The organism is Acinetobacter sp. R933-2, assembly GCF_030325485.1.
Classification (GTDB): domain Bacteria; phylum Pseudomonadota; class Gammaproteobacteria; order Pseudomonadales; family Moraxellaceae; genus Acinetobacter; species Acinetobacter sichuanensis.
The window spans coordinates 1-21,427 of sequence record NZ_JACAIJ010000027.1 but is presented as its reverse complement, the minus strand read 5'-3'; the positions used below and the strand labels follow the sequence as shown (position 1 = coordinate 21,427).

General features: G+C 37.0%; 17 protein-coding genes. 12 read left to right on the top strand and 5 right to left on the bottom strand.

The annotated features are described in order from the left end of the window. Together HX005_RS18790 and prpC are read left to right on the top strand one after the other, a co-directional pair. Positions 1–549: isocitrate lyase/phosphoenolpyruvate mutase family protein (locus tag HX005_RS18790; RefSeq protein ID WP_286377327.1), on the top strand; the 549-nt coding region annotated here is incomplete at its 5' end. A gap of 3 nt (positions 550–552) precedes the next feature. Then, positions 553–1,689, top strand: coding sequence for a bifunctional 2-methylcitrate synthase/citrate synthase (gene prpC, locus HX005_RS18785; RefSeq protein WP_286378516.1), 1,137 nt, complete (start codon positions 553–555; stop codon positions 1,687–1,689). Positions 1,690–1,824: 135 nt separating this feature from the next. On the opposite strand, the gene HX005_RS18780 is transcribed toward prpC, so the two are convergent. Beyond that, positions 1,825–2,748: an AraC family transcriptional regulator gene (locus tag HX005_RS18780; protein WP_286378515.1), complete on the bottom strand. Its 924-nt coding sequence runs from the start codon at positions 2,746–2,748 to the stop codon at positions 1,825–1,827. A gap of 182 nt (positions 2,749–2,930) precedes the next feature. Between HX005_RS18780 and HX005_RS18775 the strand changes: the two genes are divergently transcribed. Next, positions 2,931–4,148 (top strand): alkane 1-monooxygenase, encoded by a 1,218-nt coding sequence (locus tag HX005_RS18775; protein WP_286378514.1) that lies wholly within the window; start codon positions 2,931–2,933, stop codon positions 4,146–4,148. 212 nt (positions 4,149–4,360) lie between these two features. Next, positions 4,361–5,302: a hypothetical protein gene (locus tag HX005_RS18770; protein WP_286378513.1), complete on the top strand. Its 942-nt coding sequence runs from the start codon at positions 4,361–4,363 to the stop codon at positions 5,300–5,302. A 50-nt stretch (positions 5,303–5,352) separates the two neighbouring features. Here HX005_RS18770 and HX005_RS18765 read toward each other — a convergent pair whose 3' ends face one another. Beyond that, positions 5,353–6,882: an acetyl-CoA C-acetyltransferase gene (locus HX005_RS18765; protein WP_286378512.1), complete on the bottom strand. Its 1,530-nt coding sequence runs from the start codon at positions 6,880–6,882 to the stop codon at positions 5,353–5,355. 242 nt (positions 6,883–7,124) lie between these two features. On the opposite strand from HX005_RS18765, the gene HX005_RS18760 reads away from it, so the two are divergent. The 3 genes from HX005_RS18760 to HX005_RS18750 all read left to right on the top strand — a co-directional run bounded on the left by HX005_RS18760 (position 7,125) and on the right by HX005_RS18750 (position 10,863). Beyond that, complete coding sequence (locus HX005_RS18760) at positions 7,125–8,516, top strand: 3-oxoacyl-ACP reductase (protein ID WP_107009972.1); 1,392 nt, start codon at positions 7,125–7,127, stop codon at positions 8,514–8,516. Positions 8,517–8,678: 162 nt separating this feature from the next. Further along, positions 8,679–9,533, top strand: a complete 855-nt coding sequence (locus HX005_RS18755) for a MaoC family dehydratase (protein ID WP_286378511.1) — start codon at positions 8,679–8,681, stop codon at positions 9,531–9,533. Between the two features lie 76 nt (positions 9,534–9,609). Then, the gene (locus tag HX005_RS18750) at positions 9,610–10,863 is read left to right on the top strand and encodes a serine hydrolase domain-containing protein (protein ID WP_286378510.1); all 1,254 of its coding nucleotides are present in this window, start codon (positions 9,610–9,612) and stop codon (positions 10,861–10,863) included. 10 nt (positions 10,864–10,873) lie between these two features. Here the strand turns inward: HX005_RS18750 and HX005_RS18745 are convergent, their stop codons facing one another. Then, complete coding sequence (locus HX005_RS18745; protein WP_286378509.1) at positions 10,874–12,991, bottom strand: hypothetical protein; 2,118 nt, start codon at positions 12,989–12,991, stop codon at positions 10,874–10,876. Positions 12,992–13,181: 190 nt separating this feature from the next. Here HX005_RS18745 and dnaX point away from each other — a divergent pair, with 190 nt between their 5' ends. Then, on the top strand, positions 13,182–15,347 hold the full coding sequence (gene dnaX / locus HX005_RS18740) for a DNA polymerase III subunit gamma/tau (RefSeq protein WP_286378508.1): 2,166 nt from the start codon (positions 13,182–13,184) through the stop codon (positions 15,345–15,347). 353 nt (positions 15,348–15,700) lie between these two features. Here dnaX and HX005_RS18735 read toward each other — a convergent pair whose 3' ends face one another. After that, the gene (locus tag HX005_RS18735; protein ID WP_286378507.1) at positions 15,701–16,135 is read right to left on the bottom strand and encodes an acyl-CoA thioesterase; all 435 of its coding nucleotides are present in this window, start codon (positions 16,133–16,135) and stop codon (positions 15,701–15,703) included. Positions 16,136–16,190: 55 nt separating this feature from the next. After that, positions 16,191–17,348, bottom strand: coding sequence for an iron-containing alcohol dehydrogenase (locus HX005_RS18730; RefSeq protein WP_286378506.1), 1,158 nt, complete (start codon positions 17,346–17,348; stop codon positions 16,191–16,193). A 120-nt stretch (positions 17,349–17,468) separates the two neighbouring features. On the opposite strand from HX005_RS18730, the gene HX005_RS18725 reads away from it, so the two are divergent. The 4 genes from HX005_RS18725 to HX005_RS18710 are packed head-to-tail and all read left to right on the top strand — an operon-like array spanning position 17,469 to position 21,183. Then, entirely contained in the window at positions 17,469–17,972 is a 504-nt protein-coding gene (locus tag HX005_RS18725; protein ID WP_286378505.1) for a low molecular weight protein-tyrosine-phosphatase, read from the top strand. A 14-nt stretch (positions 17,973–17,986) separates the two neighbouring features. Continuing rightward, complete coding sequence (gene murB, locus HX005_RS18720) at positions 17,987–19,024, top strand: UDP-N-acetylmuramate dehydrogenase (protein WP_286378504.1); 1,038 nt, start codon at positions 17,987–17,989, stop codon at positions 19,022–19,024. Positions 19,025–19,027: 3 nt separating this feature from the next. Continuing rightward, positions 19,028–20,155, top strand: a complete 1,128-nt coding sequence (locus tag HX005_RS18715; protein ID WP_286378503.1) for a YdcF family protein — start codon at positions 19,028–19,030, stop codon at positions 20,153–20,155. Then, positions 20,155–21,183 (top strand): alpha/beta hydrolase, encoded by a 1,029-nt coding sequence (locus tag HX005_RS18710; RefSeq protein ID WP_286378502.1) that lies wholly within the window; start codon positions 20,155–20,157, stop codon positions 21,181–21,183. The genes HX005_RS18715 and HX005_RS18710 overlap by 1 nt, the downstream gene beginning before the upstream one ends. Positions 21,184–21,427: the final 244 nt, after the last annotated feature.

The window sequence follows — 21,427 nt, the reverse complement described above, 5'->3', positions numbered from 1 at the left end:
CATATTGAAGACCAAGTGGCACAAAAACGTTGTGGTCACCGTCCAAACAAAGAAATCGTGACCCAACAAGAAATGGTCGACCGTATCAAAGCTGCTGTTGATGCAAAAACAGATTCAAACTTTGTGGTGATGGCACGTACTGACGCATTGCAAAAAGAAGGCTTACAAGCCGTGATCGACCGTGCATGTGCATGCGTAGAAGCAGGTGCAGATGCGATTTTTGCTGAAGCAATGACCGACATCACCATGTATAAAACAGTCTGCGATGCAGTCGGTGTACCAGTATTGGCAAATATCACTGAATTTGGTGATACGCCTTATTACACTACTGAAGAATTGGGCGAACAAGGTATTTCAATGGTGCTTTACCCATTGTCTGCAACACGTGCGATGCAAAAAGCAGCACTCGAAGTCTTCCAAGCGATTCGTAAAGACGGTACACAAGTCAATGTACTGGATAAAATGCAACAACGTAAGGAACTTTACGAATTCCTTGATTATCACACTTTTGAAAATACATTAGACAAATTATTCACTGAAGGAAAATAAAAAATGGCTGAAGGTAAAGTACTGACAGGCGCAGGACTGCGTGGGCAAGTTGCAGGTAAAACAGCATTATCAACCGTGGGTAAAAGCGGTGCAGGCTTAACTTATCGTGGTTATGACGTGCAAGACCTTGCTGAAAATTGCCAATTTGAAGAAGTGGCTTACTTAATCTTTTTTGGTGAATTGCCAACAGCAGAACAACTTGCTGCATATAAAGCAAAACTCAAATCATTGCGTTCATTACCACAAGCATTAAAAGAAGTATTAGAACGTATTCCTGCGGATTCACACCCAATGGATGTGATGCGCACAGGTGTTTCAATGCTCGGTAATATCGAAACTGAAAAATCATTTGACGAACAGCAAGACGTTGCAGACCGTATTTTGGCGACTTTACCTGCAATTATTTGCTACTGGTATCGCTACAGCCATGATGGCGTGCGTATCGAAGAAAATACCGATGATGATTCAATCGGCGCACAATTCCTGCATTTACTTCGTGGTGAAAAACCAAATAAATTGCATGAACAAGTGATGAATGTATCGCTGATTCTTTATGCTGAGCATGAGTTTAACGCATCGACATTCACAGCGCGTGTATGTGCATCGACACTGTCAGATATGCATTCATGTATCACAGGTGCGATTGGTTCACTACGTGGTCCACTCCACGGCGGCGCAAACGAAGCTGCAATGGAAATGATCGAAAACTGGACGTCACCTGAAGAAGCTGAACGTGAAATGTTGGGCAAACTTGAGCGTAAAGAAAAGATCATGGGCTTTGGTCATGCGATCTATAAAGACAATGATCCACGTAATGGCATCATCAAGATTTGGTCTGAAAAATTAGCAAAAGACGTGGGTGATACCGTACTTTATCCAGTTTCAGTACGCTGTGAAGAAGTGATGTGGCGTGAGAAGAAATTATTCTGTAACGCAGATTTCTTCCATGCATCTGCATACCACTTCATGGACATCGCAACGAAACTATTTACACCAATCTTTGTGATGAGCCGTGTAACGGGCTGGGCTGCGCATGTGATGGAGCAACGTGCAGACAACCGTATTATTCGTCCAAGTGCAGATTATACGGGTCCTGAACTACGTAAAGTTGTGCCAATCGCTGAGCGTTCTGCTGCATAATTGCTATAAAATCTGGCATTTAAGAACATAGATAGAGTCCCATTTGGGGCTCTATTTTTATATCAACGAAAGAGGAAATACTCGTTTTTATGACTGTTGAAATAGCCTAAGTGTTTTTTTTGATTTGTCGTGATTTTAATTGACTTGATTGCGATATTGACTCGGACTGATTTCAAATTGTTTTTTAAAGGCTTGGCTAAATGCCGTTTCTGACGAATAGCCAACTTGATGGGCAATTTGCTGTACGCTAAGTTGACCTTGTTTTAATAGTTGGCTTGCAAGGCGCAAACGATGTTGTTGTAAATAAGCCAGTGGTGTTTCACCCACCACCTGATTAAATAAATTAGCAAATTTTGAACGTGACATACAACATTGTTCAGCTAAACTTTCAACCGTCCATGCAATATGAGGTTGACTGTGAATGACAGCTAAGGCATTTGATAGTTCAGGGTGAATTAAGGCATTTAACCAATTATTTTGATCTTGTAGTTGCTCAATATAGTCACGTACACATTCAATCATCATAATACTCACGAGATGATCCATAATCTTATTCTTGCCTGCTAAAGTCCGTTGTGTATCTGAGGCAACAAAATATAAGCCAATACGTAACCATTCTGGGGCAGTATCACTCAATGCATTTTGTATATGAATATACGGTGGTAGTGCATTGACTAGAGGGCGTGCCATGATGGCATTGAGATGACAACGCACTGACAAAATTAACGTTTTTTCAGAATCACCTTGACCAAACTCAATTGCATCTAGTCTTAAACCATCAAATAATGGTGCAATATTTAAAGACTCAATAAAAGTATGATCAAGTTGATTAGCAACAGAATGCTCTAAACCTGCAGGGATTAAAATCATATCTCCTGTATGCAGCGTGATATTTAAGTTTTTTGAAAATTGTAGTTGTGCCTCGCCATATAAAACAATGTGTGCGATCACAGCATCTTGTGCAATGCTTTTAAATGCCCAATTCCCTTGAGCTTGTAAATAGAGATATTCTGAATGATTAAGATGAATATCATCAAAAATTTTACTAAGTGCGTCCATAAAAAATAATAATTTAAATGACAAGAATAAATATGAGGTCGATATTAAAACATGTGCGTAGAGGACAATCTCTAGCTTAAACAAGCCAAAGACTTTTTCATAGCTTTTTTGGACGCTTACAACTGTTTTGTCTAGCTTAATTCCGTAAATATAGTCATAAGAAATATAAGGAAGAATTTGTTATGAATGCACCCGTATCATTTAGTGAACAGCAATTACAGGAAGTATCCAGTAAATCTGTACGACAGCTCGACAGTAAGCGCTATTTATGGGCAATTAGTCCTGCATTACCTGTGATTGGTATTGGGATTTTGGCAGGCTATCAATTTGCACCTAAGCCATTGAAAAAGCTTTTTGCTTTAGGTGGTCCAATCGTTTTGCATATCATCATTCCAACAATTGATACGATTGTCGGTAAAGATAATCATAACCCTTCAGTTGAAGATATTAAATTACTTGAACAAGATCCTTATTATTCACGATTAGTCAAAACTTTTATTCCTCTGCAATATGTCGCCAATATTTATGCATGTTATTTAACGAGTCGTAAAACAACTTCTTTTGTTGATAAAATTTTATTGGGTATTTCAATGGGTGCAATTAATGGTATTGCAGTGAATACCGCACATGAGTTGAGCCATAAATCGAATCGTATTGACCATATTTTGTCACACTTAGCACTTGTACCTACGGGTTACAATCATTTCCGTGTTGAACACCCGTATGGTCATCACAAACGCGCTGCAACACCTGAAGACCCAGCATCATCCAAAATGGGCGAAACTTTTTATGAATTTTTACCTCGTACAGTTGTTGGTTCATTTAAATCTGCGATTGAAATTGAAAAAACCCGCTTAAAACGTAAAGGCTTAGCTTTTTGGTCTAAGGAGAATGAGCTTTTACAAGGTTGGGGGATGAGTGCAGGTTTTCATGCTTCAATGCTGAAGTTATTTGGAACATCAACGCTTCCTTATTTATTGACGCAATCGGCGTATGGTATTAGCTTATTTGAAATTATTAATTATATTGAACACTATGGTTTACTGCGTCAGAAAGATGAAAATGGTAAATATGAACGTACCATGCCTGAACATAGTTGGAACAATAACAATATTGTGACCAATCTATTTTTGTACCAATTGCAACGTCATTCAGATCATCACGCCTATCCAACACGCCCATTCCAAGCTTTGCGTCATTTTGACGAAGCGCCTGAGTTGCCAAGTGGTTATGCAAGTATGTTATTGCCTGCATTGATCCCATCTTTATGGTTTAAAATTATGGATCAGCGTGTATTTGATCACTATAATGGTGATTTAAATAAAGCCAATATTTATCCAAAACGTCGTGCAAAGTTATTCAAAAAGTTTGGTGTGATTGATAAATTATTGAATAAATAGTGCTGTATTTTTGAATATTAACGAGACCTATATTGTAGGTCTCTTTTTTATTGGGTGGATGATTGTTTTTAATTAAAATAACAATTTTGTTAAGACTGACGATATAATGAATGACTATTTTAGAATATAAAATTCATATAAAGCTCTGAAAATATTAAAAGAAAATAGAGTATTTAACTCATGCGTTAATTTAAAAAAATTATGGGGATAAAATGAATAAAGCACTTTTAATCATCATTGGGATTGGTATAAGCATTATCGCTGTGAGATGTGCGAGTACCTATCATCATCCTGGAAGATTACCTGAGGGCTGTATTTCTCCCATTAAGGTTGATCCTGATTTTAAAATCCCCATGGGACCTTATGGTTTGCCCTATCGTGTGGGTAATTTAGGAGGGAAGCCTGTCATGTTGGGAGAAGAATTTAGCATGGCTGAATATTGTGATGACCCGACTATTACAGGTGAAAAAGGTTGGAAACCTTATGAGCGTCAAAAACATAATTTTGACTCTGGATTAACCAGTTTTTACTGGGAGTTTAAATATACCACAGGTCTAATCTTGGTGACTTATAGAGAAGCATCTCGGCAAAGTGGTCAAGAATATGAAGCTGAACAAGACAGACATGATAGTCAATGGGTCACTACTAGTGTAAATGCTGGCACACGTTATTATGACCGTGATGTACATACGACCTTTTTAAGGTCTACCATTGATACAGATATTGAAAGTTTGGAAAGCTTAAAAAGATTTCATTATAGCGGTGTTGTTGTACCCACTTCAAAACAAGTTTTTGGCTTAGATGTATATGTTGCCCATCCTGAATGGGTCAAGCATTGGAAGAATAAAGATACTTATGACATCTATGTAGAAAAAAATAGTCAAGGCAGGGTAATGACCATGATTAGGTGTGATAACGTGCCACCAAATAGCACATTGCGTCCTAGATGTGAAATGAAATGGTCGCTTGAACCCTATATGAATAAAGTTGCATTGCGTGCTCGCTTTTTTCGAGTGCATTTAAAAGACTGGCAACTTATTCAACAACAATCAGAAAAAATTTTAAAAAGCACAGTAGTTGATCCTAAAACCTTTAAATTTATCCATCCATATCATCAGCAAACGGTCAAAGAACAAAAATCCCCACAAGAGTGATCTTATGGGGATTCATATTTGATATTTGGGTTTATTTCAAAAGTAGAAGATTATTTCTCTACAATTGCTGTCACACCTTGACCGCCCGCAGCACAGATTGACACTAAAATCTTACCTGAACCTTTTTGGTTTAAGATTTTTGCAGCAGTTGCCAAAATACGACCACCTGTTGCAGCAAATGGGTGACCCGCAGCAAGTGAAGAACCATTGATATTGAGTTTAGCCATATCAATTGAACCTAAAGGTGCATCTAGACCTAAACGTTCTTTACAGAATTTTGGATCTTCCCAAGCTTTTAATGTAGATAACACTTGTGATGCAAATGCTTCATGGATTTCATAATAATCAAAATCTTGAAGTTTCATATTTGCACGTTCAAGCATACGAGGAACTGCATAAGCAGGTGCCATGAGTAAGCCTTCTTTTTTACCCACAAAGTCAACTGCTGCAGTTTCTGAGAATGATAAATAAGCAAGTACTTCATGACCATTGGCTTTTGCCCATTCTTCAGATGCGAGTAACACCACAGAAGCACCATCTGTTAATGGCGTAGAGTTACCTGCAGTCATCGTTGCATTTTCGCCTTTACCAAAAGCAGGCTTTAATTTTGCAAGTTTTTCTACAGAAGAATCAGCACGTAAGTTGTTGTCACGCTCAAGACCCATAAATGGTGTCATTAAGTCATCAAAGAAACCATCTTCGTAAGCTTTTGCCATTTTTTGATGTGAAGATGCAGCAAGCTGATCTTGTGCTTCACGAGAAATACCCCATTCAAGCGCAGTAATCGCTTGATGATCGCCCATAGATAAACCTGTGCGTGGCTCACCATTTTTAGGTGCATCTAATAAATCTTTTATGTTGATTTTTGTTAATGCTTTTAGACGATCTTTACCCGTTTTTGCAATATTCAACTCAAGTAAAGCTTTACGTAAACCATCACCAAATGCAATTGGTGCGTCAGAAGTTGTATCTACACCACCTGCGATTCCCACTTCAATTTGACCTAAAGCAATTTTATTGGCAACAGCAAAAGCAGCTTGTAAACCTGTGCCACACGCTTGTTGTAAATCATAAGCAGGTGTTTCTGGTGCAAGTTGTGTATTTAATACACATTCACGAGTCATGTTAAAGTCACGGCTGTGTTTAAGCACTGCACCAGCAACAACTTCACCTAAACGTTGATCTTGTAATTTATAACGCTCAACTAAACCATTGAGTGCAGCAGTTAACATGTCAATGTTGGTTGCTTTAAAATAAGCACCATTTGAACGTGCAAATGGAATACGGTTGCCACCAAGAATTGCAACACGGCGAATAGTATTTTGACTCATGATTTTTCCCTGTGAAACAGATGTTTGAGACGTCGATGGAGATGTTGCTGGATCAGCTTTTTGTGTTGTAGAAGCAGTGTTTTTACGAGCAGCAGTACTTGCTGTACGACGTGGTTTGCTGTTGCTATTGTTTGAACGAGCAGCAGTACCAGTGCCTTTACTTGAACGAGTACTCGGCTTTGATGTATTTGACACTTCTTCCGCAGTAGAATTTTGAACTGTTGGATTTTCTTGAGTTGTTTTGCTCATAAGGCTTTTCCAAGCATGTGGCTAATCTTCTTGATCTTAACATTACCATAATTGAAGAAGTGCGGAATTGACTAAAATGACATTTGCCAAAGCATTCAGGTCAAGACATGAAGTCTTTAACTCAAGTATTATTTAACTGAAACATAATAAGTCTATTAAAATATAAGTATCTGACATTAAACTTGAAGTTAATAGATACCTACAGACTTATTAAAAAATTTATTTACTGAGAGATTATTACCATGACTGATCAATACCAAGCATTTTCTAAATCCCCAATTGGTAAATTTGTCATCAAAAATTTAGGTTTACCATCACCTATTTCTTTGGATCGTTTTGAATCAGCAACACCTGTTATCAAAGGTGCAGTGTTGTTAGGTGCTGCGCCAAATAGCATATTTTCAAGTGAAATTGCGCAAGTATTAAGTAATATTCATGCAAATAGTTATGTGGGTAATAATGTTGAGCTACAGCAAGAAGCTGCAAAAGTGGGTTTGACTGTTGGTGCGTTTAACGAAGGCGATAAAGAGTCTAAATTTAAAGCGGTTGTTTTTGATGCTTCAGGTATTCAAAACTCAGAAGAATTACATGAACTACACAAGTTCTTTAATCCAATCGCACGTCAAATTCAAAACTCAGGTCGTGTGATCGTGATCGGTTTAACACCAGAATCTGCACCTACAGTGAAACAAGCAATCGCTCAACGTGCTTTGGAAGGTTTTGTAAAAGCAGTAGGTAAAGAATTTAAAAAAGGAATCGCTGCGGATTTAATTCTTGTTGATGCTGATGCTGCACAAAATTTAGAATCTTCATTACGTTTCTTGATTTCACCACGTTCTGCTTATGTTTCTGGTCAAGTGATCCATGTTTCAAATGCAAAAGTGATTGATGTAGATTGGGCAAAACCACTTGCAGGTAAAACAGCATTGGTGACAGGTGCAAGCCGTGGTATCGGTGAAGCAATTGCTCATGTACTTGCACGTGATGGTGCACATGTGATTTGTTTAGATGTACCACAACAACAAGCAGATTTAGATCGTGTTGCAAGTGAAATTGGTGGATCAACATTAGCCATTGATATTACAGCAGCAGATGCAGGTGAAAAAATTAAAGCGGCTGCGGCTGCACAAGGTGGTTTAGATGTGATCGTGCATAATGCAGGGGTTACACGTGACAAAACTTTGGCAAATATGAAACCTGAAATGTGGGATCTTGTAATTAACATTAACTTGTCTGCGGCTGAGCGTATCAATGACTATTTATTGGCAAATAAAGGTCTAAATGCCAATGGTCGTATAGTATGTGTTTCTTCGATTTCAGGTATTGCAGGTAATTTAGGTCAAACTAACTATGCAGCGTCTAAAGCAGGTGTGATTGGTTTGGTCAAATTTACTGCACCAATTTTAAAAGATGGAATTACCATTAATGCTGTTGCGCCTGGTTTTATTGAAACGCAAATGACGGCTGCAATTCCATTTGCAATTCGTGAAGCAGGTCGTCGTATGAACTCGATGAGCCAAGGTGGTCAACCTGTCGATGTTGCTGAAACAATTGCACTCTTTGCTGCAACAGCTTCTACAGGTTTAAATGGTAATATTGTTCGTGTATGCGGTCAAAGTTTGTTAGGTGCTTAATAACGAGCCTCTAAATTTCCTCTCCTGATCTTTAAAGGAGAGGATTAGGCAGAGGTAGAGTTATATAAATTACAAATGAGATAGTTTTGCCCCTTATCCCAGCCTTCTTTCTAAGGGAGACGGGGTTTTAAATATCGAAATAAAACATTTCAAAGGTCTAGTATGAATACTCGCCATTTTAGTCAACTGCCAAAACCTTATGTTGCTTATGCAAAAGTTGTACAAGGTTTAATCATTAAAAAGCCGAAAGGTGAAAAAGTGCTACCACAAGTTGAATATGTGGTGGATTCTTTACAAGTCGACCAACAACATTTAAGAGCGTATAACGAAGTCTGTGGCTTTAAAAATAATGGTTATATTCCAGCGATTTATTTGGCTGTATTGTCACAAAGTTTGCAAATGCATATGATGACAACAGAAGCATTTCCATTTGCAATTTTAGGTTTGGTACATATCCGTAACCAAATTAAACAGACACGTAAAATTGGTGTGAATGAAAAGATCACGTTGTCATGTCAGTTTGGTGAAGTACAGCCACATGATAAAGGTCTACAATTTGATTTTATTACCACTGCAAAAGTGGGTAATGAAGTGGTTATGGAAGGATTAACCACTTATTTAGCACGCCAAAAGACCAATACAATCGCAGCAGAAAAAGCGAAAGAAAGTCAAACACCTGACTATCAATTACAAACAGTATGGAATGTTTCAGAAAACACAGGGCGTCGCTATGCAAAAACGTCGGGTGACTTTAACCTGATTCATATTCATGCATTGACGGCGAAAGCTTTTGGTTTTAAACAAGCGATTGCACATGGTATGTGGAGCAAAGCACGTGCCTTAGCAAGTTTAACTTTGCCAGAAGCTTATGAAGCTGATGTGTATTTTAAACTTCCAATGTTCTTACCTTCAAAGGTTGAGTTTTTGACAGCGACAAAAGGGGCAGCGACTGATTTTCTGATTCGAAATGAAAAATCGCATAAACCACATGTGACAGGTGTAGTCAAAGCACAATAAAATCAAATAAGATAGAAGCCTAAGTCGAGATGATTTAGGCTTTTTTTTAGAACGGTATAAAAATAAGGGTAGGGAAATGAGTACGATTAAGGAAATTTTATTTGCAGATAAGAATAACTTTCATGGATATGTTGATGAGAGATTTGCAGATTTAGCAAAACAATTCAGTCGGTTACAAGATGGACGTACTCAATATGGTGGTGCAGCATTAACGGTTTATTTTCAAGGTAAAAAAGTTGTAGATATCTTTACAGGTAAAAAATCAGAAACTGAAAATTGGAAAGAAGATACATTATCTGTTTGTTATTCAACAGGAAAGGGTGTTTTAGCCACATTAGCACATATTTTGGTGAGTGAGGGTTTGTTAGATTATGATACACCTATCACGCAATATTGGTCTGAATTTGATCAAAATGGTAAAGCACATATGACGCTACGTCATATTTTAAGTCATCAAAGTGGTTTGTTTGATATTCGCAACATGATTGGGCAAGCGAAAGAGATGGCAGACTGGCAACATATGTTAAAAGTGATGGAGCAAGCAACGCCGCGTTTTCAGATAGGAAGTGATATTGCTTATCAAGCTTTAACGTTTGGTTGGCTCGTAGGTGGCATGTTGGAAAAAGCCACAGGACAGCCCTTAAAATGGTTAATGCAAAGGTATTTAGTTGATCCTTTAGAGCTTGACGGTGCTTATTTTGGTGTACCTGCTTTAGAGTTGCAGCAAGTTGCTCGCTTAATTAAAAAACCCAAAAAAGTAGAAACTCAATCATCATCACAGAATAAGAAAAAACATAAGACATCCTTTTCCGATAAGTTGGTTGAATTAAGTGGGCAAAATCCGCAAGATTTTCTAGATGCGATGGTGCCCAAAGGTATGCGAGATTTTAGCTTTTTTAGTGATGAAGGTTTACAGGCTGTTATTCCTGCTGCGAATGGTGTATTTACTGCAAATAGTTTGGCTAAAATATATGCGATGTTAGCCAATCAAGGTGTTTGGAATGATCAAACCTTGATTAAACCTGAAGTTTTTAAAGAATTAAGCACGATTCAATCTATCAAACGTGATCGTGTTATGCCGATCCCAATGAAGTGGCGTTTGGGATATCACCGTGTTATTACCATGGGGAAACGTGCGAAAAAAGGCTTCGGACATATGGGATATAATGGCTCAGGTGCTTGGTGTGATCCACAGCGAGGGCTCAGTTTTGCTTATACACATAACTTTCAAATTGGTTCCATCACAGGGGATTATCGTTTGTGGGGGCTGACTCAAGAAGCTTTACGTTGTGCCGATGCTGAACTGAAAGGCAGTAAAGGGTGGTTTTAAGTTGATCAGATTATGGTGCATGCAGTTTAAATCCTAAAATTTGAAAAATGGGTAACTGATTTAAGGCTGCAAGATCGGGTGTCTGATTGAGCTCGAACAAAAAATTAACACTGTTCTGGATGGCATTGAGTTTTTTTGTTAAGTCCTCGATACCATGATTTAAATAACCTAAAACAGACACCATTTGTAAGGTGTGTTGGAGGTCTTTAATCATAAGATCAATAGGTGCCATAAAATATTCTATTAAAAAATAACTGTTTGGATATAGAAAGTAATGATTGTCATGGAAATAATGATAGATCAGTTGTTGATATTTTTCAAAATAGATGATTTTTAAATGGGCTTGGTCTGCTGGTATTTGGTCAAATATGGTTTTGGGATAAAGTACAAAACTTTCAGCAAAAGCCCAGAGACTGTTCCTGTTGGCTTTTGTCAAAGGTTGTTCCAAGACAGACAGAGTCAATAGGCGTTTAGGTGAATTTTGAATATATTGCTTGGTAAATTGATAAATTTCCTGAAAATCCTCACGATCTTGGTAAGGTGTAAGTAATGGACTGTGTAAAAAATCAAGTAAATGATCACATGAAAACAGGGTACAGTGTTTTAAGTTGTTAAATGCAGTATCAGGTTGTTGGATACGTAAATAATATTCACATAATTTCAAATAAATATTGGCATCTGACCAAAGGTCATCTTTGAGTAATTGATATATATTTTCAATTAAATGATGTTGATGAAGCGCTAAATTTTCTTGTTGATCAAGTTGCTGAAGGCAAAAAACCAAGTAAGTCTGATATTTTTTTAATGCTGAATGTAGATAAGATTGATTGTGTTGAATGAGGTTTGTAAAAAGCTCAAGATTGAAATTTTCATCAAAAATTTCTCCATCATACCAATTTGGGTTTTGCTGTGTATCTGGGGTGTCGATCGGATGGCAATAGTCATATTTCTCTAAAATTTGTGCCAAACTAAGTTCATTTTCACGAAATTGCTTAATCTGTTGAGAGTGATGACATACGATCAGATAGCCTTGTCGATCTTGCAGAATAAAACGTTTATTGGCATAGGTTGGTTTAGGAATTTCCTGAATAAATCGGTAACTTGAAAAATCAATATTTAATGGTGTGGTTTTATAAATGACTCGATTTTCAAAGGTAAATAAAGGCTCATTATCTATGCCTATAAAGATAGGTGGTGTGATTAATTTGTGTTTGTTAAGTTGATAATGACCCAGATAAATATGATTTGCATCTTCACAACAGGATTCATTCACAATTGAAAATGAGGTAGGATCTGCTTGATGAAAAATATTGAAGTGTTCATCAAACACATCATGTCGATCTTTATAAAATGTCTGTTCATGCTTATGAATTTTTTTAAAATGGTTTGGATCTGTACGATATAGCCGATGATGCACGATGACATGGTACTGATCTGAAGCACCATAAGGTCGTTGCTGAAATGTTTTGATATCAATTTCAGGGTAAATGATGCCACCGTTTTTCACGCTAAAGACAAATTGACCATTATGATAAAAAGATTCAAATAGAAACTGTGGTTGTTGTGGCGTAGCAATTGTTGCAATTTGATGGAGTTGGCTCAGACGTTGTTTTTCTAAAATACGTTGAATTTTACTATGAAAATTGGCATCCAGATTCTGTAGTGAGAAAACATTATCGATATCCACATTCTGAAGAAATTTATTCGTGTCTTTATTGAGTTTTTTGAGATCATCTGCATAAGCTGATGGTAATTGCTGAACTTTTTCCCAATTCTGATTGTTTATTTTAAATAGATGTTCACTTGGGTCAGTGGCTTGATATTGGATCATTAAAAAGCCACGATTCACACTTTCCTCACCTGTTGTATTTAAATAGGATATGATCTGTTGTAAGGCTTGATAAAAGGTGAATCGATCCCAATCTGATGAACCAAAGTGATAGTAGGCTTTGACGCTCAGATATTGTTTGGTTTTGCTATAGCGCCAATAATAAGCATTTTTGAGTTTAAGTTCACGACTTTCAATCATTTCTAAGGCAAGTTTATTCAGCACTTTATGGCGGAAGAATTTTTGATATTGTGCTTTGTTGATCCAAATTTTAGCAATAAAAAGAATAGGCTCTGCCATAAAAATTATTAAATGGGTTATTGATTATGATTTGAGTATATCAAATGCAATGATATTGAAAATAGCTTAAAGTCGTGAATGAATGCAGAGGTTGTTGTTAGATATTTCAGCGATTACCATCTTCAAAGACATTCTTCATTCACTAATCCAGAAAAAAACAGTATCCTTAACGCTGTAATGAGGAGCTTCCATGTATCAGGTACTTGCACGTAAATATCGCCCACGAAATTTTAATGAATTGGTTGGACAAAATCACGTTTCACGTGCATTAACCAGTGCATTGGATCGGGGTCGTTTACATCATGCCTACTTGTTCACGGGAACGCGAGGCGTGGGGAAAACCACCATTGCTCGTATTTTGGCAAAATGCCTGAACTGCGAAACGGGTGTAACATCGACGCCATGTGAAGTTTGTGCGACCTGTAAAGCAGTCAATGAAGGTCGTTTTATTGACCTGATTGAAATTGATGCGGCGTCACGTACCAAAGTTGAAGATACTCGCGAGCTGTTGGATAACGTTCCCTATGCACCGACACAAGGGCGTTTCAAGGTTTATCTGATCGATGAAGTGCATATGTTGTCTACGCATTCTTTTAATGCTTTATTAAAAACATTGGAAGAACCGCCTGCACATGTCAAATTTTTATTTGCGACAACAGATCCACAAAAGCTTCCGATTACGGTGATTTCACGTTGTTTGCAATTCACCTTGCGCCCTTTGGCAGTCGATGAAATTACCCATCATTTAACGGATATTTTAGCCAAAGAAAGCATTCAGTCTGAACAGGATGCAATTTGGCAAATTGCTGAATCGGCACAGGGTTCTTTACGTGATGCATTGTCTTTGACTGATCAAGCGATTGCCTATGGTCAAGGTGCGATTCATCATCAAGATGTCAAGGAAATGCTGGGGCTGATTGATCGAACCATTATCTATGATTTGATTTTAGCGATTCATCAAAATCAGCGTGAGCGTGTCAGTCAGCTTTTATTGCAATTTAGACAGCAAGCTTTGGATGTCTCTTTGGTTTTGGATCAATTCATTTCAACATTACATGAATTGGCAATGTTGCAATATCTCCCTGATTTAAGCCTGAAATATAGTGCTGAGATTAATAAAAAAATCATGACATTATCACAATTGGTTTCTGCACAGGACATTCAGTTGTATTATCAGATTGCCTGTAAGGGACGTTCAGATCTGCAATTGGCAGTGACGCAGGAACAAGGCTTCGAAATGACGGTCTTGCGTTTATTGGCATTCCGTCCTTTGCAAGCCAATGAAATTGTGGTTTCAGAGCCAAGAACTGTTCAGTCGTCTTTAGTTGCGTCTCAACCGATTGAATCTCATCCCGTCATTGAACAGAGTTCTGAACCTGAAACAAAAACTGATATTCAAGAACAGTATGACTCTGAACAAAATCAGTTTGTTGAACATGTTGATGATCATCAAATTCAGACAGCAAGTACACTTTCACACATTGAGCATTCACCTGAAAGTATTGCACCTGTCGCTGAACAACCTGAATGTGTTGACCTCACATCGACAAGTGAAACGCCAAATACGCAAGATTTAGCAACTAGTGCAAATTCTGCAAACACAGAGCAGGCTCAGGACTTAAGCATTGGCATTGAACCTGAAACATTGTCATTACAACAGACTGAAAATATTGAAGCAGTCAATGAAATTCAAAATTTGCAGGATACAGATGAACTCGCTTTAACTTCATTTGGTGCAGATTTTGCGGAAAATGTTGCAACAACAAATACTGCCGCAACTGAAGAAGTTTTCTTCCTTGCCTCAGAAATGGATGAAGCAAAACCTGTAGCACAGTTGCATGAAGTGCTTGATGTTGGGACTGAATCCATCACCAAAACTCAGCCTCAGAATCAAGTTACCGTCGAGATTGAACAACATAAAAATCATTCACAGCAAACGCCACAAGACATTTTACAGCTTGCGCCACAGCAACTTGAAGGTGAATGGGATGTCAATAAATGGGAATACTGGTTTAGAAATAGTGATTTGTCACCTGCTGTGCAGGAGTTGGCACAACATGGTTTGATGATTGGAATGATTAACGGTCATTCTACGTTTCAAATTTCCAAGCAATATGAAAATTTATTAAATCAAACTCAACATGCGCTAGAGTCATCACTTAAACAACAATGGTCGAGTACTGTGTTTAATGTGCAATATGGTGAGGTCGAAAGTACCACACCATTTCATATGCAAAATGAACGCAAAATTCGAGCATATCAGCGCGCTGAACAAATGTTACATGCTGAGCCTGCAATCAAAAGCTTATTACAAGATTTTGAGGGTGAGTTGCAAAATATTCAATTGAAAGTTTAGGTTATTTAACAGATATTACGCACTTGACTCAAATTACATGGCTAAAATAGAAAAATCTAAATTACGCGATGGAGTCCTATATCCAAAGTTTAAATTTAGGGATTAGCCACTGCGTCTTGCGCTTCGTCAAAGTATACTTTGACTTGCTCAGGCTCGACCTACTTTTCTTTTGGGAAAAGTAGGCAAAACCATTGTCATCCGCAAAACTCGTTCACTAGCATCAAAAAATTAAATGTTTCGCAGAAACTTTATTTATAAGAAGGAGTCCTGCCTCAAACAATTGCGGATGACATTTCCGTGCATCAACATTCTTCTAGATCCAAGTATAATTTTAGAGCTACTGCGTATATCTATTATTTCATTAAATAATCCTGTAAAGCATCTCGCATTTCATGTGGAATCGGGGTGCTTTTTTTCGTTTCACGCTCAACGAATACATGTACAAAGTGACCTTGCGCAGATGCTTCATTTTGCCCTTGTTTAAAAATGGCTAAATCATAAGTCAATGAAGAATTGCCAATTTTAGAGATTGCCACCCCGACTTCAATGATTTCTGGATAGGTTAATTCTTGTAAAAAATCGCAAGCTGAATTGACAACTAAACCAATAATAGGGGACTGGTGAATGTTGAAACCTGTTTTTTGAATCAAGAGTGCATTGGCTGCGGTATCAAAATAACTATAGTAAGTGACATTGTTGACATGCCCATAAATATCGTTGTCTGCCCATCGGGTTTGAATGGGAAATAAAAAACAATATTGAGTGCGAGTTCTAACTTCTGGTTTCATATTTTTCATCTAATTTAATTAATAATGAATGGGTAAATTATTTATAAATAATCACTTAATAAATTTCTTGGTAAATTTTTAAAGCGTGCGATTTAGTCATCTCTCTTGGATTATTTTGCAATAAGCGTGTTTGTAACATGGCATCTTCAGCCAAGCGCTCTAACATATTTTCAGGGATATTGAGCTGATTGAGTTTTAAGGTTAAACCACTGCTGTCTAAATGACGTTGCATATGGTCAATAAATAAATCACATAAACCTTCTATACTGCCTTTACTATAAGGATCTAGATATTGCATTAACTCAGCATAGAGTTGCTTGGCATGTGGAGCATTAAACTTTAAAACTTCTAATAAAACTAAGGCATTGGTATGTCCATGGGATAAATGAAAATGTCCGCCGAGTGGATAAGCCAAAGCATGTACAGCACCTACAGGCGCATTGGCAAATGCCTGACCTGCAAGCATAGAACCCAATAACATATTTTGTCGTGCTTCTAAGTTTGAACCATCTTTGAGCACCAATGGTAAATTTTTATTTAACAGCTTCAAGGCTTGTTTAGTGAGCATATCTGCATAAAAATTCTTTTTAATTTTAGAGGTATAGGCTTCAATCGCATGTACCATAGCATCAATACCCGTTGCCGCAGTAATATGTGCAGGTAAACCGACTGTAAAATTGGCATCTAAAATTGCAACATCTGCATATAAAATAGGTGCCACAATACCTGTTTTGGTGGTTTCTCCAGTCGTCACAATCGAGATTGGAGTGACTTCTGAACCTGTACCCGCAGTTGTTGGCACTAAAATTAAGGGTAAGCGAGGTGCCTGTGCGTTATTTACACCATATAAGTCTTGAATATTTTGTTGTTGTTGTGGGTCTGCTAAAATCGCAATAACTTTCGCAACATCCATTGAGCTGCCACCACCAAACCCGATGATGACATCAACCTGTTCACGTTTTGCATAATTGACCGCATCTAAAATAATGTGTTCAGCAGGGTCGGCTTGTACATCTGAATAAATCACATAATCTAAGTTTAATTGTTCAAGGATGTCTAAAATTGGACGATGCAAATCATGTTGAATCATGCCTGCATCCGTGACGAGTAAGAGTTTTTTATAATTTTTTATTGTTAAAATGTTACGTAACTCTTGAATTGAGCCTAAACCTGAAATGATATTGGCAACAGTTTGAAATTGAAAATGACGCATATGTATTATCCTTAATCTATCATCATAAAATAAACATTATTGTTTTGTCGTACTATGGGATTCATTCGTTAAATAACTTAACATAAGCCCTGAAAAAATAAATGATCAATTGAGGTTGTTATGTCATCCAAAACGCCATACAAGGTGTTATGTGTGTGTTTAGGAAATATTTGCCGTTCTCCAACTGCTGAGGTTGTGTTGCGACATTATTGTGATGAGCATCAACTCAATATTCAAGTTGATTCAGCAGGAACAAGTAATTATCACCCCAATAAAGCACCTGATGAACGTAGCCAAAAACATGCTAAAGCACGCGGCTATGATTTATCTGCATTACGCGCACGTCAGTTGCAACTAAATGATTTTTATGAATTTGATTTGATTTTAGCAATGGATTTGGAAAACTTAAAAAATATCTTAAATTTAAAGCATCAAGCTGAGCAAAATACGCAAGGACATAAAATTCGTGCTTCAGTTGCACTCATGAGTGAACATGATCCGAACTATCTGCAACAAGCACTACCAGATCCTTATTATGGGGGTGCGGAAGGTTTTGAGCGTGTGCTTGATCAGTGTGAATCAAGTAGCCAAGCATGGATTGAACATTTTAAACGTCAAGCGTAACACTAAGGTTTTGTATGAATATTCAAAAAAACGTTTCTCTAAAAGAATTTAATACATTACGTTTAGATGCACTGGCTTCAAATTATGTGAAAGTTCAATCAAAAAAAGCATTGATTGAAGCGCTTGCTTATGCACAAACACAACATTTAAATGTTCTCATTCTTTCGGGTGGGAGCAATATGTTGCTGCCTCAAAATATTCATGCACTTGTCATGCATATGGAGATTCAAGGCATTGAGTTTTTATCTGAAGATGATCATACACAAACATTAAAAGTTGGTGCGGGGCAGGTTTGGCATGATTTCGTTTTATGGACGACCACGCAAAAGCTATACGGTTTACAAAATCTTGCTTTAATTCCGGGGCTTGTAGGCGCTGCACCTGTACAAAATATTGGTGCTTATGGTGTGGAAGTTGGCGAATTTATTGAATATGTTGAAGTTTATGATCGTCAGCAGCAACAGTTTAAATTGATTGCTGCTGAGGATTGTGATTTTTCTTATCGTCACAGTATTTTTAAAGATGATCCAAATCGCTATATTATTGTGAGTGTTATTTTTAAATTATTAAAACAAGCCGATTTAAAAATCAATTATGGCGATTTGAAAGCGGCAATGCAGGATGATATTTCTGCAGAAAATTTACAAAAACAGGTGATTCATATTCGTCAAAGTAAATTACCCGACCCTAAAGAATTTCCAAATGTGGGCAGTTTTTTTAAAAATCCAATCATTACACAAGCAGATTTACAACAAATATGTGTGGAATTTCCAAATATCCCACATTATCCTCAAACAAATGAGAAGGTTAAGATTGCTGCGGGTTGGTTGATTGATCAAACAGGTTGGAAAGGCAGAAAACTGCATCAAGTCGGGATGTTTGAAAAACAGGCTTTGGTCTTGGTCAACTATGCAAATGCAACATTAACTGATGTACAAGCGACGTATCGTGCAGTACAGCAGGATGTTTACAATAAATTTAATGTGTTACTGGAGCCAGAACCTGTATTGTTTAATGAATTAGGTCTCATTCAGCCACATATAAGCGAGTAAAAAATGAAGAAACAGCATTGGATGATCAAAACAGTACGGGGGATTACAATCCTTTTTGTACTTTTTGCTTGTCTAATGGTGTTTTGGTATACACCATTTTACTCTAATTTAATGGTGAAATTACTCAATACTTTTGTACCAGTAGAAGTCAACCAAATCGCTGCCCAAAGTCAGCAAAATGCTGCACTTTCAGAATCCGAAAATTTAGAACCAGGTTCAAATTTATGGATTGCAAGACAAGCGTATTTAAAGTTAATGGAAACAGAAATTCGAGATAAAGATGCTCAAAATTTAATGCTTTTACAATTAAGATATAAAGCATTGCAAGAGGAAATTATTAAAAAACAAAAAGAAAATAAAGACGAAAAAGATAAACCTACGATTCCATTAATTGTAGAACACCCTGCATCAGCAACAATAGATGATTCATCAAGTACAACAGTAAAAGCTTTACTTGATTTAAATAATGAAAGTAATAAAGCTTTAATGGATCAATACATAAAATTTTTAAAAACACATCATGTTCAAGAGGAAACGGTTCACAGTGAATTGGCGAGTTCAGCAGTTCAAGCAGATATTGAAAGTTTACAAAATCAGGACACTGTGAAAAGTAAAGTCACCAATCAACCTTATGCTATCGTTGTTTTAGGTGGCGGATTAACACTAGATAAAAACCAAAAAGACATTGTTGTAAATGCTTATACTCGCGTAAGGTTAGAAAAAACCATAGAAGTTGAAAAGAAAACAAAATTACCTATTGTATTAAGTGGTGTTGAGTCTCCTTATATGCAAGCATGGTTAAAAGAACGTGGTGTAGATGCAAATTTACTTGAAAATCGTAGTATGAATACATGTGAAAATACTCGCTTTAGCTCACTACTTTTACAGAAAAAAGGAGGAGCACCTACAGTATTACTGATTACAGATCGTTATCATATGCCAAGAACAAGAAGGCTCTTTGCCTTAAATGGTATTGAAACTATTCCAATCGAAGCACCTATGCCAACACCTTTAACAGAGTGGCAACCCAGTAAACAAAATTATAATCATAGCCGACGTGCAAATTATGAAACATTAGCTGCTATTCGTGATGTTCTATTTGGATCAAGTGGCTGTCGTGAGGTTCCCTAATGTCAGATATTCCATTTTTAAATCCGACAATTTTAAAACAACTCGATTTACCTATTCCAGATCGCGAAAAAACACCCCGATTATTAGAAGCTTTAAATCTGAATAAGCCTTATGAGCCTTCAAGAGAAATACAAGCTTATCGACGCTTGTATGGTTTAGATCAATTGATTGGTCAACATTGGCAAGGTTTTATTTGTATGCCTTTATTTAAATTGCATATTCAAGTATTTCAGCCAAATGTTGATAAAATCAAAGGTACAGTTTTTTTATTACATGGTTATCTTGAACATAGTGGTATTTACCAACCTATTATTCGCGAAATTTTAGAACAAGGTTTTAGCGTTCTTACTTATGATTTACCTGGACACGGTCTAAGTAGTGGTTCACCTGCCAATATTGAAAATTTTGACCATTATCAGCAAGTATTACATGCTGTATATCAATATGTTAAAAATGCAGACCAACTTCCTAAACCGTGGGTAGGTATTGGACAAAGTACAGGTGCAGCAATTTTAATGCATCATTTACTTGAGTATGCACAGCGCCGCGAAAACCCAATTGTTGAACGTGTTTTATTATTATCACCACTTATTCGCCCAGCAAAATCAGCATGGTGGCATAACTCAGTCGGGCTAGGTATTATTCGTAGAATTAAGCGCGAAGTTCCTAGACATTTTAGACGTAATAATCACAATCCTGAATTTTTAAGATTTGTACGTTTAAAAGATCCTTTACAACCACGTATGATGGGAATGGATTGGATTTTAGCCATGTCTAAATGGATGCAAGAAATGGAAAATCGCCCTGCGTGTCGTATTCCAGTTTGGCTTGCCCAAGGTGCGCAAGATCAAACAGTAGACTGGCGCTATAATATCGAATTTATTCGTCATAAATTTCGATTACAGACTTTGCTCATGTTAGAAGAGGGTTCGCATCAACTTATTAATGAACGTGCTGATATTCGTGCAGCTTTAACAGGATTAATTCCTGCTTTTTTACATGCGAATTCTGTTGGTTCATATTACTAAACCTCATTTTAAAAAATAAATTCGCATTTATAAGTCTAAAAATGCAGTAAATTTACTCAAAATGACTAAAAAAAGATCATTTGATAAATAAAATTAAAAAACTTTAAAAAAAGGGGTTGCGTCTCATATGAAATGCTGTAGAATGCACATCCATCGGCGGTGATGAGGATTAAAACTTCTGATAAAACAATGACTTGGTTGAATTGATTGAGTTGGGTTTTAGAGGGGAGGGTTAAAAATAATT

Excerpts from the sequence above, each read along its gene's own strand:
- prpC (WP_286378516.1), top strand. The coding sequence starts at position 553 with ATGGCTGAAGGTAAAGTACTGACAGGCGCAGGACTGCGTGGGCAAGTT.
- HX005_RS18780 (WP_286378515.1), bottom strand. The coding sequence starts at position 2,748 with ATGGACGCACTTAGTAAAATTTTTGATGATATTCATCTTAATCATTCA.
- HX005_RS18775 (WP_286378514.1), top strand. The coding sequence starts at position 2,931 with ATGAATGCACCCGTATCATTTAGTGAACAGCAATTACAGGAAGTATCC.
- HX005_RS18770 (WP_286378513.1), top strand. The coding sequence starts at position 4,361 with ATGAATAAAGCACTTTTAATCATCATTGGGATTGGTATAAGCATTATC.
- HX005_RS18765 (WP_286378512.1), bottom strand. The coding sequence starts at position 6,882 with ATGAGCAAAACAACTCAAGAAAATCCAACAGTTCAAAATTCTACTGCG.
- HX005_RS18760 (WP_107009972.1), top strand. The coding sequence starts at position 7,125 with ATGACTGATCAATACCAAGCATTTTCTAAATCCCCAATTGGTAAATTT.
- HX005_RS18755 (WP_286378511.1), top strand. The coding sequence starts at position 8,679 with ATGAATACTCGCCATTTTAGTCAACTGCCAAAACCTTATGTTGCTTAT.
- HX005_RS18750 (WP_286378510.1), top strand. The coding sequence starts at position 9,610 with ATGAGTACGATTAAGGAAATTTTATTTGCAGATAAGAATAACTTTCAT.
- HX005_RS18745 (WP_286378509.1), bottom strand. The coding sequence starts at position 12,991 with ATGGCAGAGCCTATTCTTTTTATTGCTAAAATTTGGATCAACAAAGCA.
- dnaX (WP_286378508.1), top strand. The coding sequence starts at position 13,182 with ATGTATCAGGTACTTGCACGTAAATATCGCCCACGAAATTTTAATGAA.
- HX005_RS18735 (WP_286378507.1), bottom strand. The coding sequence starts at position 16,135 with ATGAAACCAGAAGTTAGAACTCGCACTCAATATTGTTTTTTATTTCCC.
- HX005_RS18730 (WP_286378506.1), bottom strand. The coding sequence starts at position 17,348 with ATGCGTCATTTTCAATTTCAAACTGTTGCCAATATCATTTCAGGTTTA.
- HX005_RS18725 (WP_286378505.1), top strand. The coding sequence starts at position 17,469 with ATGTCATCCAAAACGCCATACAAGGTGTTATGTGTGTGTTTAGGAAAT.
- murB (WP_286378504.1), top strand. The coding sequence starts at position 17,987 with ATGAATATTCAAAAAAACGTTTCTCTAAAAGAATTTAATACATTACGT.
- HX005_RS18715 (WP_286378503.1), top strand. The coding sequence starts at position 19,028 with ATGAAGAAACAGCATTGGATGATCAAAACAGTACGGGGGATTACAATC.
- HX005_RS18710 (WP_286378502.1), top strand. The coding sequence starts at position 20,155 with ATGTCAGATATTCCATTTTTAAATCCGACAATTTTAAAACAACTCGAT.